The organism is Pseudofrankia sp. DC12 (assembly GCF_000966285.1).
In the GTDB taxonomy this organism is placed as follows: Bacteria; Actinomycetota; Actinomycetes; order Frankiales; family Frankiaceae; genus Pseudofrankia.
Genome location: NZ_KQ031391.1, coordinates 1,622,048 through 1,636,539 on the forward strand (window position 1 = coordinate 1,622,048; position 14,492 = coordinate 1,636,539).

A 14,492-nucleotide genomic window follows, 5' to 3' on the forward strand; every position below is an offset into this window, starting at 1 on the left:
GGGCTGGGCCTGCCCGGCCAGGGTCAGTGCCCAGCTTCGGGGGGTCACTCCTCGCCACGCCGGAAGACGACGCCGTCCGCCTTCGGCGGCCGCAGCCGCTGTGAGGCGAAGGCCAACACCAGCAGGGTGGTCACGTACGGGGTAGCGGTGACGACCTGGCCGGGCAGCGAGTCGGTCCCCGCGTACCAGGCGGCCAGTGCACCGGTGGCCGCGAAGCAGGCGACGGCCGCCGCGATCCGCCGCCGGCCCTGCTGGCTGGCGGCCGTCCCGGCGACCGCGCCCGGGCCGCCGTCCTCGGCGCCGCGCCCACCGCCAGCTCGCCGGGCCGAGGACCACCGGGACAGCGTGACCAGCCCGACCGCGAACAGCAAGACGGCCGCGACCAGCAGCAACGCGTGCACGGCCGGGGCGTTGCGCAGCTGCAACGCGTCGGTGAAGCCGAAGAGCGCCGAGCCGGCGGCCAGCCCGCCCGGCCGCCAGTTGCCGAAGATCATCGATGCCAGGCCGATGTAGCCACGGCCGCCCGTCTGGCCCTCCCGGTAGATGTTCGCCGAGACCTCGGCGAGATAGGCGCCGCCGAAGCCGGCCAGCGCGCCGGAGACGACCACGGCCGCGTACTTGTAGGCGTAGACGTTGACGCCGAGCGTCTCCGCGGCGTGCGGCTCCTCGCCGCAGGAGCGCAGCCGCAGCCCGAACGGGGTCCGCCACAGGATGCCGGCGCTGAGCACCACCAGGCCCACCGCGATCAGCGTGAAGAGCGAGAGGTTGGTGAGCAGGCCGCGCAGCAGCCCGGCGAGGTCGGAGACGGCGAACCAGTGCCGGGCCTCCACCGGCCGCAGCACCGACTCGACGCCGGGCACCGAGATCCGCCCGACCGGGCTGATCGGTGGCGACTGGGACTGGCCGCCACCGGGGGTGCCGTCGAGCAGCTCGGCGGCCAGGTACTTCGTGACGCCCAGGCCGAGGATGTTGATGGCCACGCCGCTGACGATGTGGTCGACCCCGAACGTGACCGTGGCGACCGCATGCACGAGGCCGCCGACGGCGCCGAACATGACGGCCGCCGCCAGCCCCGCCCACGGGCCGTGCTGCCAGCCGATGCAGCCAGCGCCAAAGGTGCCCAGGATCATCATGCCCTCGAGGCCGATGTTGACCACGCCGGCCCGCTCGGCCCACATCCCGCCGAGCGCGGCCATCGCGATCGGAACCGTGGCGCCGAGCGCCGCTCGCACCGTGCCCGAGGAGGTCAGCTGGTCGGCCCCGGACACGGCCCGGGCGAACGCCATGACCAGCAGGATGCCCACCGCGATCCACAGCTGGCGCGGGCCCGGTAGCCGCAGCCACCCCAGGCCCACGGCCCCGGCCACGCCCGCCGACGGAGTGCTGGACGCCGGCGGCGGGGTCGGGCTCAGAACGGTGGTCACGCGCCCACCTCATGCGGCGTCGGAGGGACGGGCGGGAGTGGGGTCGTCGGCGGCGCCCCGGGACTTCCCGGCGCGCCGGGGCCGCCGGACGGCGGAGCGCCAGGGCCGCCGGACGGCGACGGCAACGTGCCGAGCCGCCGGCCCACGTCGCGCTGTTCGGCTCGGGTCCGCAGCCGGCGGACCAGCTCGTACGCGACGACGACCGACAGCACGATGACGCCCTGGGTGACCAGCACGATGTCCCGCGAGACCCCGTTGAGCTCCAGCGAGGTCGCCGCGTTGTCGAGGAACCCGAACAGCAGGGCGCCGATCGCGATGCCGACCGGATGGTTACGGCCGAGCAGGGCGATCGCGATGCCGGTGAAGCCGAGCCCGGCCGGGAAGTCGAGCGAGAACGTGTGCGCGTCGCCGAGCAGCTGCGGCATGCCGACCAGGCCGGCGACCGCGCCGGACAGCAGCATGCTGACGATGATCATGCGGCTGACCCGCACGCCGCTCGACCGCGCCGCGTCCTCGCTGGCACCCGCGGCCCGCAGGTCGAAGCCGAACCGGGTCCGGGACAGCAGGAACCAGTAGCCGGCCCCGATGGCGACCGCCAGGATCGCCAGGCCGTAGACCTTCAGCCGCGAGTCGGGGATGAGCGCGAGCCCGGGGACCTGCCCGGAGCCCGGGATGGTCGGGGTGCCGATGTTGTTCGAACCGACGGTCCGCACCGCGAGCCGCCCCGGCGTCAGCAGGTAGGCGATCAGCGCGGTGGCGATGAAGTTCAGCATGATCGTCGAGATGACCTCGCTGACCCCGCGGTAGACCTTCAGCAGGGCCGCGACCCCGGCCCAGAGCGCGCCCACGCCCATCGCGATCAGCAGCACGACCGCGACGTGCAGGACGTGGGGCAGGCTGATCTGGGCGGCGGCCGCGGCCGCGAGCAGGGCGGCCAGCCGGTACTGCCCGTCCACGCCGATGTTGAACAGGTTCATCCGGAACCCGATGGCGACGGCGACCGCCGAGAAGTAGTACGTGACGGCCGAGTTGACCATCAGCGTCTGGGACCGGGGCCGCTGGGCGTAGGTGACCATCGTGTCCAGGACGTCGAGCGGGTGGCCGCCCGTGCCGACCAGGACCAGGACGGTCACCGTCAGGGCGGTCACCAGTGCCAGCAGCGGCGCCACCAGCGCGGCGGCGGCGGCTCTCAGCAGCTGCGCGAGGCTGGGCCCGTTCATGCGTCCTCCCCAGGCAGTGCCGCCGCATCCCCGGCGCCGGGGACCGGTCCGGCCCCGGTCGCGCCGGCCGCCCCTGACATCGCGTAGCCCAGGTCCTGCGGGGTGACGCTGGCGGGATCGGCCACGGCGACCAGCCGGCCGCGCGAGATGACCCGCAGCGTGTCCGACAGGCCGATCAGCTCGTCCAGGTCGGCGCTGACCAGGAGCACCGCCAGCCCGTCCCGGCGCGCCGCGCGCAGCTGGTCCCAGATCGCGGCCTGCGCCCCGACGTCGACACCGCGGGTCGGATGGGCCGCGACCAGCAGCGTCGGGGCGCCGCTCATCTCCCGGCCGACGATCAGCTTCTGCTGGTTGCCACCGGAGAGCGCACCGGCGGCGACGCCCACCGAGGGCGTACGCACGTCGTACTCGGCGACGATCCGGCGCGCGTCGGTGCGCGCCGCCGACGTCGTCAGCAGGCCGCCCCGGGAGCAGGGTGGCTGGGTCTGGTGGCCGAGCATGCGGTTCTCCCACAGCGGGGAGTCGAGCAGGACACCGGAGCGGATCCGGTCCTCGGGCACGTACGCGACGCCGGCCTCCCGGCGCCGGCGCGTCTGCCAGGCGGTGACGTCGGTGCCGCCGAGCAGCACCCGGCCGGCCGCGGCGGCCCGGATACCCATCACCGCCTCGATCAGCTCGGCCTGGCCATTCCCCTCGACCCCGGCGATGCCGAGAATCTCCCCGCGCCGCACGGTGAAGCTGACGTCGGTCACGACCCGCCGGCCGTCCTCGGTCTCGACGGACAGGCCCTCGACGGTCAGCGCCACGTCGTCGGTGACGGTCGTCTCCGAGGTCTCGGGCGAGGGAAGCTCGCTGCCGACCATCAGCTCGGCCAGCTGCCGCGCGGTGACGTCCGCCGGCCGGACCGTCCCGACCGTGGTCCCGCGCCGGATCACCGTGATGTCGTCGGCGACGGTGAGCACCTCGTCGAGCTTGTGCGAGATGAAGATGATGGAGAGGCCCTCGTCGACGAGGTCGCGCAGCGCCCCGAAGAGCTCGTCGACTTCCTGCGGGACGAGCACCGCGGTCGGCTCGTCGAGAATGAGGGTGCGCGCGCCGCGGTAGAGGACCTTGAGGATCTCGACCCGCTGCCGTTCGCCGATGCCCAGGTCGCGGACGTAGGCGTCGGGCCGGATGTCCAGGCCGTAGCGGGTCGCGATCTCCTCGACGCGGTCCCGCGCCCCACGGTTGTCGAGCAGGATGCGGCGCCATCCGCGCTGGCGGGGCTCGGCGCCGAGGATGACGTTCTCCAGCACGGTGAGGTTCTCGGCGAGCTTGAAATGCTGGTGCACCATGCCGATGCCGCGGGCGATCGCGTCCGCCGGGCTGCGCAGCGTGGCCTCGGTGCCGTCGAGCAGGATCGTCCCCGAGTCGGGGCGGTGCATCCCGTACAGCGTCTTCATCAGGGTCGACTTGCCGGCGCCGTTCTCGCCGACCACCGCGTGCACCGACCCGCGCCGGACCCGGATCGAGACGTCCCGGTTGGCGACCACCCCGGGGAACGCCTTGGTGATGCCGCGAAGCTCGACCGCGAGGTCGGCCCCCTCGTCGGCTGACGCCGGCGTGCCCTCGATGCCGATGGCGGACGCTCCTCGTGGGATTGGGCGTGGCAGGGACCGTGCTCGGGGTGGCCGGGCCCCAGCGGGACCCGGCCACCCCGGACGGATCAGCTCGACGGCGTCGTCGGCACCTTGATCTCACCCGAGATGATCTTGGCCTTGAACTCGTCGACCTTGGCGGTGTACGGCCCGATGGCGCTGTTCGACGTCGCGTACGCGACGCCGCCGACCTTCAGGTCGTAGATCTTCTGACCGGTCAGCGGCTTGCCGTCGACAGCAGACTTGATCATGTCGTAGACGGCGACGTCCACGTGCTTGATCATCGAGGTCAGGATGACCGGCTGAACGTCCGCCGCGGCGCTGGTGTACTGGTCCGAGTCGACCCCGATCGCGAGCTTGCCCGCGGCCTTGGCCGCGGTGAAGACGCCACCGCCGGAACCGCCCGCCGCGTGGTAGACGACGTCGGCGCCGCTGTCGTACATGCCGGCGGCCGCGGTCTGGCCCTTGGCCGGGTCACTGAAGCCGCTGAAGTCCGGCGGCTGGGTCAGGTAGGTCACCTGGATCTTGATGTCCGGCTTGACGGCCTTAGCGCCCGCCTCGTAGCCGGCCTGGAACTTCTGGATCAGCGGGGTGTTGACACCGCCGACGAAGCCGATGTTCCCCGTCTTCGTCGCCTGCGCCGCGACCGCGCCGACCAGGAAGGAGCCCTGCTCCTCGGCGAAGGTCAGGCTGGCGACGTTCGGCACCTTGACAAGGGTGGCGTCGTCGATGATCGCGAAGTTGGTGTCCGGGTAGTCGGGAGCGACCTTGCCGAGCGCCGTCGCGTACGCGAAACCGACCGCGATGATCGGGTTGTTGCCCGCATCGGCGAGCTGGCGCAGCCGCTCCTCCTTCTGCGCGTCGGTCTCGCCGTCGGTCGCCTCCAGCTCGGACGGCTTGACGCCGAGTTCCTTGGTCGCCTTGTCGAGACCGGCCGCCGCCGAGTCGTTGAAGGACTTGTCACCACGGCCACCGATGTCGTACGCGAGGCCGACCTTGAGGGTCTTGCCAGCCGCGGAACCGCTGGCGGCCGGGGCCGTGCTGTTCCCGTCCGAGCCGCCGCACGCCCCGAGTGCGAGCACCATCGCGCTGGCAGCAGCGACCAGCCCCGTCGTCGTCCCCAAGCGGCCGAATCTCCGCACACGCCTGTCTGCGCGCAAGGAACCCGTCTCCCCTCCGTCTGCCGCGGGCAGGCCGCCCGGCGGCACAATGGCATCGCCTCCTGCCGGGATCGATCGGTCGATTTCTCCCGGTTCGGGCGTAGCCGTACGGAGGCTAGAAGCAGCAGGTTTCACTACCCACATGCTTGTAGTTTCAAGATTTAGCGCACTTGTAACGCTTGTGCTACCTGGCCCATAAAAGTGGGCCCATTCGGGGTTGATCCGGCAGCCGGACCCCACGCCCGCGCGAGATCAGATGATCTTCAGAACGACGGGCGGCTCGGCCGGGGCGGACTCGGACACCCGGAACGCGCCCCTGACCAGGTCCACGGGCGGCTCGACGCCGTCGCGGTGATGGATGACGGCCAGGGGCTCGCCCGCCGAGACCCGGTCCCCCACCCGGCGGCGCAGCACGACCCCGGCCGAGTGGTCGAGCGGCCCGCCCTTGACGAGCCGGCCCGCGCCGACGTTCATCGCCGCGGTGCCGATGGCCCGTGGGTCGACCTCGGACACATAGCCCTCGCGGTCGGCGACGACCCGCACCTGGTTGTCGGCGGTGGGCAGCCCGCCCGGCTCCTCCAGCACGCCGGGCTCGGCCCCCTGCGCGACGGCCCAGCGCAGGAACTGCTCGTACCCGGCGCCCGCGGCCAGGGCGTCGTCGACCTTCCGCTCGGCCTCGGCGGCCGAGAGGCCCGGGTCCGCGCTGCGGAGCATGAGGGCCGCGATCGTGCGGCACAGGCCGGTCAGGCCCGGGATCTCCCGGCCCCGCAGCGCGTCCAGCGCCTCGTGCACCTCCAGGGCGTTCCCGACCGCGTACCCGAGCGGCTGGCTCATGTCCGTGAGCACGGCCCGGCAGCGCAGACCGGCACCGGTGGCGACCCCGACCATCAGGTGCGCCAGCTCCAGCGCGCGGTCCTGGTCCGGGATCAGCGCGCCGGCGCCCGTCTTCACGTCGAACAGCACGCCATGCGCGCCCACGGCGATCTTCTTGCTGACGATGCTGGCCGCGATCAGCGGCAGGCTGTCCACCGTCCCGGTGACGTCCCGCAGCGCGTAGGTGGCCTTGTCTCCCGGCGTCAGGCTCGCGCTCTGCCCGGTGATCACCATGCCGACCTGGTCGACCATCCGGTAGACCTCGTCGGTGTCGAGCTCGAGGCGCAGCCCGCGGACGGACTCCATCTTGTCGATGGTGCCCCCGGTGAGCCCGAGGCCGCGGCCGCTCATCTTGGCCACCGCCACTCCGCACGCCGCGACCAGCGGCACGACGACGAGGCTCACCGTGTCCCCGACGCCGCCGGTGCTGTGCTTGTCGAGCACCACCCGCCCGGACGCGGCGAAGTCCAGCGTCTCGCCGCCGGTCACATAGGCCCTGGTCAGCGCGACCGTCTCCGCCCGCGACAGCCCCCGGCACGCCACCGTCGCGAGCCATGCGGACATCTGGTAGTCGGGAACCCGGCCGGCGACGAAGTCCGCGACGAGCAGCTCGATCTCCGCCGCGGCCAGCTCGGCCCCCGCCCTGGTGCGGGCGACGGCGTCGAGGGCGCGGGCGGAGGCGTCAGCAGTCATGCGCCAAGTCTTTACGCCGCCCGGCCCCCGGGAGCCAGACCCTGTGGTGCGCCTCCCAGTCCGGCTAGTCCGCCGTGACGGGATCGAGGCTCAGCGCGGCGACGCGGTCCAGGTGCTGGCCGGTGTCGCCGAAGGTGCCGACGAGGCGCTTGGCGCGCTTGTAGAAGAAGTGCGCCTCGTGCTCCCAGGTGAAGCCGATGCCGCCGTGGTACTGGATCATCGCACCGGTCGCCGCGGTGGCGGCCTCGTTCGCCTTGGCCTTGGCGACCGCGACGGCGAGCTCGGCGTCCGGCAGCGCCTCGTCGAGCGCGTGCGCGGCGTACAGCGCGGCGTGCTCGGCCATCAGGACGGCGACGTGCAGGTCGGCCAGGGTGTGCTTGATCGCCTGGAAGCTGCCGACCGGCTTGCCGAACTGGACCCGGGTCTTGTCGTACTCGACGGTCCGGGTCACGGCGGCGCGCGCCGACCCGACGAGGTCGGCCGCGGCGAGCACCGCGCCCCGGCGGTTCAGGTCGGCCAGCACGCCGGCGCTGGAGCCCTCCAGCCGCTCACCGGCGGCGGCGGCGAACGTGAGGCTCCCGAGCCGCGTCGTACCGTCGTAGCTGACGTGCTGAGCGACGGTGACCTCCGCCGCGGCCGGATCGACGAGGTAGAGGCCGGCTCCGCCGTCGGGCTCCGTGGCCGCGACGACCGCGAGGCGCGCGACCCCCGGGTACTCGACGGGCGATGCCGTCCCGGTCAGCCGCCCGTCGGCGTCGGCGGTGACTCCGACGCCGGACGCGTCGAACGCCCCGCCCGGCGCGCGCACCGCGACGGTCGCGACCAGCTCACCGGCGGCGAGCGGGCCGAGCACGGCCGCACGCTGCGCCGGCGAGCCGGCGAGCCGGACCGCCTCGCCGGCGAGGACGGTCGACAGCCACGGCCCGGGAACCGCGCCGGCACCCAGCGCGCGAGCGATCACCTGCGCGTCCAACAGGCCAAGCCCCAGCCCGTCGTTCTCCTCGGGCACGAGCACGGCGAGCCAGCCCTGCTCGCCGAACGCCTTCCACAGGTCGGCCGGGTGGCCGTCGCCGTCGGCGTCCTCGAAGACGGCCCGCACGGCTGTCAGGTCGAAGCGGTCCGCGAGGTAGTCGCGGACGGTCTCGGCGAGCGCCCGCTGCTCATCGGTCAGTGCGAAGAACACTGTGTTTCCTCCCCTTACCGCGGCAGGCCGAGCACGCGCTCGGCGACGATGTTGCGCTGCACCTGCGACGAGCCACCCCAGATCGTCACCGACCGGGTCCAGAACGCCTCGTGCTGCAGGGCGCTGAGGTCCAGGCCGGCGACCGGCGCGGTGAGGACCCCGTCGAGGCCGAGCAGATGGTCGAACGTCTCGAACAGCCTCTGGTAGGTCTCCGACCACTGCAGCTTCGTGATCGACGACTCGGAGCCGAGGTCACGGCCCTGCTCGACCTGGGTGAGCACGTGCATCGCGTGGTAGCGCAGGCACTCCAGCTCGACGAGCCGGCTGGCCAGCTCGCGGCGCAGCACCGGGTCGGTGTCCCGGCCGAGCGCGCGGGCAGCGGCGACGATCTCGTCGTAGCCGCGGCGGAACTGGGCGTACTGGGAGATGCCGGAGGCGCCGCGCTCGAAGGACAGCAGCAGCATCGCGGTCTTCCAGCCGTTGCCGACGCCGCCGACGCAGTCGGACACCTTGACCCGGGCGTCGGTGAAGAACACCTCACCGAACTCGGATGCGCCACTGATCTGCTTGAGCGGGCGAGCCTCGACGCCTTCCTGGTGCATGTCGACCAGCAGCATGGAGATGCCGCGATGGGACTGGCTACCGGGCTCGGTTCGCACCAGCGTGAACAGCTTGTCGCCGTGCATCGCGTTGGTGGTCCAGATCTTCTGGCCGTTGACGACGAACTCGTCGCCTTCCAGCCGCCCGGAGGTGCGCAGCGCCGCGAGGTCCGAGCCGGCGCCCGGTTCTGAGAAGCCCTGGCACCAGATCACCTCGTTGCGCAGCATCGGGCCGATGATGTCCCGCTTCTGCTCCTCGGTGCCGACCGCCATGACCGTCGGCGCGAGGAAGGTCAGGCCCAGTGCGTTGGCCGACTCCGGCGCGCTGGCGAGCGCCATCTCCTCGTCGTAGATCGCCTTCATCCCCGGCGTGCCACCGCGACCGCCGTACTCGGTCGGCCACGCGATGCCGGCGAACCCGGCCTCGGCCTTGCGCCGCTCCCAGTCGCGCCGCAGCTCGAAGCCCTTGTCCTCGGGGATGCGCTCCCAGAAGGCGGGCTCCTTCCACTCCGGGGGGATGTTGGCGTCGAGCCAGCCGCGCAGCTCCGAGCGGAACTGCTCCTCCTGCGGGGTGAACGTCAGATCCATGGGTACTCGCTCCCGGGTGCGCGGCACCGCCGGCGGGCGGTGCCGGGGCGTCGGCCGGCAGGTCATAGGTTACTCATTAGTAACAGATGGCGCGACGGCTCGCGGGCCGCCACGGCGATCATCTACCGGGAGGACGCGAAATGCATGCGCCGGCCGGGCTGGTTCGACCGCCTCGCCGCGTTGCCCCCATAGGCGGCGCTCGCCGCCGGCGACCAGCCCACCGGGTCCGCGGCCACCCGCGAGCCCGGTAACCACCGGTTACCGGCCGCCGGCCGGCAGCCCAACAGCGGCGTACATCGCCGGGTCCCAGGTCCGCCGGGGGGGCGGTTGTCGCACCCGCCCGGCACGATGGTGACGGGCGGGGACGCGCCCCAAGCCCGCTCACGGTCACTCAGGTATCCGTAGGAGGTACCCCCGATGCCCGGCACGGCCCTTTCGGACGGCACTGTCCCCGCCGCCGGCGTCTCCTCCGCCAACGGCATCTCCCCCGCCAACGGCGCCAGCCTCGGCCGGCTCGGCCCGGCCGAGCGCGCCGAGGCGCTGCGGCGGCTGGCGACCGAGACGTTCGACGTACTCGTCATCGGCGGCGGCGTCACCGGCGCCGGCACCGCGCTGGACGCGGCGGCCCGGGGCCTGTCGGTAGCCCTTGTCGAGGCCCGCGACCTCGCGGCGGGCACGTCCAGCCGGTCGAGCAAGCTGATCCACGGCGGGCTGCGCTACCTGGAGCAGCTCAACGGCGCGCTGGTCCGCGAGGCGCTGCGCGAGCGGACCCTGCTGCTGGAGACGCTGGCCCCGCACCTGGTCCGCCCGGTGCCGTTCCTGCTACCGCTGACCCACCACGGCTGGGAGCGGGCCTACATCGGCAGCGGCGTGCTGCTCTACGACACCCTCGGCCAGGGCCTGGCCCGGATCAGCCCCGCTCCGGGCACCCAGCGGGCGGCCCGCTCTGCCTCCCCGGCCGGCGACGGTCCCCCGTCCGGCGGCCTGCCGATGCACCGGCACCTGACCCGCAAGGCGGCGTTGCGCGAGTTCCCGGCGCTGCGGCCCGACGCCCTGGTCGGCGCGATCCAGTACTGGGACGGGCAGGTCGACGACGCCCGGCACACGATGTTCGTCGCCCGCACCGCGGCCAGATTCGGCGCCGCGGTCGCGACGTCCACGCCGGTCATCGGCCTGCTGCGCGAGGAGGACCGGGTCACCGGCGCGGTCGTGCGCGATCTCGAGTCGCCGGATGGCGCCGAGATCCGGGTCCGGGCCCGGCAGACGATCAGCGCGACCGGGGTGTGGACGGACGACCTGCACGCCATGCTCGGCGGCCGGGGCGGGCGGGGGACGGTCTCGGTGCGGGCGTCGAAGGGCGTGCACCTGGTGGTCCCGCGCGACCGGCTGCAGGGCACCACCGGGCTGATCCTGCGGACCGAGCGCAGCGTGCTGTTCGTCATCCCCTGGGGCAGCCACTGGATCATCGGCACCACCGACACCGACTGGGAGCTCGACCTCGCCCACCCGGCCGCCACCCGGTCCGACATCGACTACCTGCTCGACCAGCTCAACAAGGTGCTGCGCAGCCCGCTCACCTGGGACGACATCGTCGGCGTCTACGCCGGGCTGCGCCCGCTGCTGGCCGGCGAGTCCGAGGACACCGCGCAGCTGTCCCGCGAGCACGCCGTCGTCGCCGCCGCGCCCGGGCTGACCACGGTCGCCGGCGGGAAGTACACGACCTACCGAGTGATGGCCGAGGACGCGGTCGACGCGGCCGCTGCCGGGCTGACCCGGGTGGTGCCGCCGTCGTGCACGGAGAAGACTCCGCTGCTCGGCGCGGACGGGTACCAGGCCCTGTGGAACGCGCGCGAGCGGCTCGCCGACCGCGCCGGGCTGCACGTCGCCCGGATCGAGCACCTGCTGCGGCGGTACGGGACGCTGACCGAGGAGCTCGTCGACCTGGTCGTCGCCGAACCGAGCCTCGGCATCGCGCTGCCCGGGGCGGAGGCGTACCTCGCGGTCGAGGCGCTGTACGCGGCGACGCACGAGGGCGCGCGGCGGCTGGAGGACGTGCTGACCCGCCGCACCCGGATCTCGTTCGAGGCGCCGGACCGGGGCCTGGCCGCCGCCGGTCCGGTGGCCGAGCTGATCGCCCCGGTACTCGGCTGGGACGAGGCACGGACCCGCGCCGAGGTGGAGCTGTACGAGGCCCGCGTCGCCGCCGAGCGCGCGTCCCAGGAGACCACCGACGACGCCACGGCCGACGTCACCCGCCGCGCGGCGCCCGACGCCCGCGGGCTGCCGTCGGTACGCGCCACCGCCCGCCCGCAGCCGGCGACGCCGCCGCCCTCCGAGGTCGACCTGGACGAGGTGGCCCCGATCACCGGCGTCACCGTGGCCTCGGCCGCGACCTCGGCGGCGGCCACCGCCGCGGCGAGCCTGCGCGCCGCCCGCCGCGCCGTCGTCAGCTCGATCACCCGGTCCTCCGGCGCGGCGGGCGGGCCGCCCACCGACTCCGGCACCGGCCCCGGCAGCATGACGGACCTGGCCTCCTGACGGGACAGCCTTCAGGCGGGCCGCGCGACACGGCGCCGCCCAGAAGTGTTAACACTTTGCCGCGCACTACAGTGCGCTTGACAGTGAGCCTTTCCCTGCAACGACCCGTCACGCTAGGTAATCATCACGGGTCGTGATCGACGGCTGGGTCGCCGACGACGAAACGCGGGGCAACCGGTAGGAAGTAGTCCTCTCACAGATCACTTCCGCCGGAGCCCCGCGTCCTCATGAGTGTCACATACACGAGCGTCCTGCCCCTGAGCGATCACACGGTCGTCCGCCTTGCCACGCTCCTGATTGCGGAACGTAGGCGGACCGGTACGCGGAGCGGGACCCGCGCCCTGTCTCCATGGGAGCAGGCCGTGTTCGTCCTGCGCTGGTTCTGTGACGGAACCCCGGTCATCCGGCTGTGTCGGGACAACAACATCGGCAAGTCGGTGGGCTACCGCTACCTGCACGAGGGCCTCGCAGTCCTGGCCTGGCAGGCCCCTGACCTGCGCAACGCACTGATCGCCGCGAAGTTCGCCGGCTACGACCACGTGATCGTCGACGGGACGGTGATCGAGACCGACCGGGTGACCGTCCCCGGCCCGACGAAGGGCGTGGACCTGTGGTGGTCAGGAAAAATCAAGAACCACGGCGCGAACGTGCAAGTCGTCTCGGGTCCCGAGGACGGCTGGCCGCTGTGGGTGTCCGACGTCCGTCCCGGCCGGGAGCACGACACCACCGCCCTGCGCGCCTCCGGCGCCCCGGAGGTCTTCGAGGAGTGGTTCGCCGACGGCGGGCAGGTGCTCGGCGACGGCGGCTACGAAGCGTTCGGAACCCAGGAGGGGCAGTTCGCGGTCCCGTTCAAGAAGCCGAAGGGCGGGGAGCTGACCGCCGAACAGAAACTGCACAACCGCATCCACTACGCCCTGCGGGCGGTCGGGGAGCGCGCGAACGCGCTGCTCAAGGTCACCTTCCGCCTGCTCCGCAACGTCACGATCGACCCCTGGAAGATCGGGCTGGTCGCGAAAGCGTCCCTCGTCATCCTCCACACCGAGTACCAGAGGACCACCTGACGACCAACACACGATCACACTATTGATACTCACCCAGGGTGACGGTCGGTTGCAGGGAAAGGCTCAATGAGCGTCGGTAAGGATATCGTGTCCAGTCGCGAATGCCGATGACTTTGCTACGCTCCTACCTCGTCTCCCAGGGCCAAGGGAAGATCACTCCAGGTAGCGAACTATCGCTCTGAGTAATCGTCATGATCGAGCTCTCGGTCCAGGTTTCGACGGGTCTCGCGGGTGCAGTTCCTTCCGGCCGGAATCTCGCCGCCCGCGCTTCCGAGCTATCGGAAATGACGCCATCGGCAGCTACGAATGCCTACCCGAAAATCCGCTGCTGTGCGCCCAGTCGCCATGGCCGTTGAATTGACGAAAACAAGAGCCGCCGTTGCGAAACGACGGCCTCCTGATCGGGACAATGAGAGTGCGAACAAACAATCCCCCGAGACAGAAGGCCGCCAAGTGTCATCATGCCAGACCGGCGCCGCTTTGTCGAGCGGCCTTGACAACGCCGGCAAAGAAAAAATCGGTCGACTTCTTGCCATGCTGCGTCTTGTGAAGGATTTCCGCGACGCCCGGGGCCGGGTTTACGACCTCGAGTTCGTGCTTGCCACGGCGACCGTCGCGACGCTCGCTGGCGCCACGTGTTACCGCGAGATCGGAAGCGAGGCGGCCGACCTCTCCCAAGGGCTCCTCGCCGCACTCGGCGCGCCCTACGGCTATTTTCGGGGCTGCTACACCGTTCCCTGCGAATCCACCATCCGCGAGACCCTCAAAGGAGTCAACTCGCATGTGCTGGACCTGGTCGTCGGCACCTGGCTGCACGAACAAGCGACCCGCGATCACAACGGCGATCTGGTGATCGCCCTGGACGGTAAGGTCTTGCGCGGCGCTTGGAGCACGGAGAACCAGCAGTTCACGCTGTTCTCTGCCATGACTCACAACCAGGGGGTCGTCATCGCCCAGACCAAGGTCCCCGCGGATACCAACGAGATCACCCAGGTCGCGAACCTACTCAAAAACATCAAACACGAGCGCGGCCGAACCGTCATCACCGCAGACGCCGCGCACACGCAGGTCAAAACCGCGATCCTACTCTGGAAAAAACGAATCGACTACGTGTTCACTGTCAAGGGGAACCAGCCGAAGCTCTTCCAGCAAATATTCGATCGCCTCCTGCCGGTTATTCAGAAAACACCGGGGCATGAGGTCGAGGAATGCTCCCGCGGAAGTATCAAGCGCTGGACGACTTGGACGCGACCCGTGGATGACATCCGTTTCCCACGGGCCCGAACAATAGCCGTCATCTGCCGCGAAGAATTCGATCTCACCGGCGCCCGTCTCAGCAAGGAATACGCCTTCATTGTCACCAGCCTGCGCGGTGAGCGCGCCGCTCCGGACGCTATCCACACCCACGTCCGAATGCACTGGGGCATAGAGAACCGTGTCCATTACGTCCGCGACACCACCTGGCGGGAAGATGCCTGCCAAGCCCACCAAGAAAACGGCCCGCACAATCTCGCGA

Annotated in this window: 10 protein-coding genes; 3 read left to right on the forward strand and 7 right to left on the reverse strand. The window is 71.6% G+C overall.

Going from position 1 to position 14,492, the window contains the following annotated elements; genetic code table 11:
• Window positions 1–44: 44 nt before the first annotated feature.
• The 7 genes from FRADC12_RS06600 to FRADC12_RS06630 form a co-directional block, all read right to left on the reverse strand.
• The gene (locus tag FRADC12_RS06600; protein WP_198152806.1) at window positions 45–1,424 is read right to left on the reverse strand and encodes an ABC transporter permease; all 1,380 of its coding nucleotides are present in this window, start codon (window positions 1,422–1,424) and stop codon (window positions 45–47) included.
• Window positions 1,421–2,644 (reverse strand): ABC transporter permease, encoded by a 1,224-nt coding sequence (locus FRADC12_RS06605; RefSeq protein WP_084010495.1) that lies wholly within the window; start codon window positions 2,642–2,644, stop codon window positions 1,421–1,423. Before FRADC12_RS06605 ends, FRADC12_RS06600 begins: the two co-directional genes overlap by 4 nt.
• Entirely contained in the window at window positions 2,641–4,176 is a 1,536-nt protein-coding gene (locus FRADC12_RS06610; protein WP_232303650.1) for an ABC transporter ATP-binding protein, read from the reverse strand. The genes FRADC12_RS06605 and FRADC12_RS06610 overlap by 4 nt, the downstream gene beginning before the upstream one ends.
• A gap of 173 nt (window positions 4,177–4,349) precedes the next feature.
• The gene (locus FRADC12_RS06615; protein WP_232303651.1) at window positions 4,350–5,405 is read right to left on the reverse strand and encodes a BMP family lipoprotein; all 1,056 of its coding nucleotides are present in this window, start codon (window positions 5,403–5,405) and stop codon (window positions 4,350–4,352) included.
• 288 nt (window positions 5,406–5,693) lie between these two features.
• Window positions 5,694–7,007: a thymidine phosphorylase gene (locus FRADC12_RS06620; RefSeq protein WP_045875982.1), complete on the reverse strand. Its 1,314-nt coding sequence runs from the start codon at window positions 7,005–7,007 to the stop codon at window positions 5,694–5,696.
• Window positions 7,008–7,071: 64 nt separating this feature from the next.
• Window positions 7,072–8,190: an acyl-CoA dehydrogenase family protein gene (locus FRADC12_RS06625; protein ID WP_045875983.1), complete on the reverse strand. Its 1,119-nt coding sequence runs from the start codon at window positions 8,188–8,190 to the stop codon at window positions 7,072–7,074.
• Between the two features lie 14 nt (window positions 8,191–8,204).
• Window positions 8,205–9,377: an acyl-CoA dehydrogenase family protein gene (locus tag FRADC12_RS06630; RefSeq protein WP_045875984.1), complete on the reverse strand. Its 1,173-nt coding sequence runs from the start codon at window positions 9,375–9,377 to the stop codon at window positions 8,205–8,207.
• A 417-nt stretch (window positions 9,378–9,794) separates the two neighbouring features.
• Here FRADC12_RS06630 and FRADC12_RS06635 point away from each other — a divergent pair, with 417 nt between their 5' ends.
• The 3 genes from FRADC12_RS06635 to FRADC12_RS06645 form a co-directional block, all read left to right on the forward strand.
• Complete coding sequence (locus tag FRADC12_RS06635) at window positions 9,795–11,915, forward strand: glycerol-3-phosphate dehydrogenase/oxidase (protein ID WP_052710734.1); 2,121 nt, start codon at window positions 9,795–9,797, stop codon at window positions 11,913–11,915.
• Window positions 11,916–12,142: 227 nt separating this feature from the next.
• Window positions 12,143–12,976 (forward strand): HARBI1 family protein, encoded by an 834-nt coding sequence (locus tag FRADC12_RS06640; protein ID WP_045875985.1) that lies wholly within the window; start codon window positions 12,143–12,145, stop codon window positions 12,974–12,976.
• A gap of 453 nt (window positions 12,977–13,429) precedes the next feature.
• The coding region (locus FRADC12_RS06645; RefSeq protein ID WP_045875986.1) for an ISAs1 family transposase at window positions 13,430–14,492 on the forward strand (1,063 nt) is incomplete at its 3' end.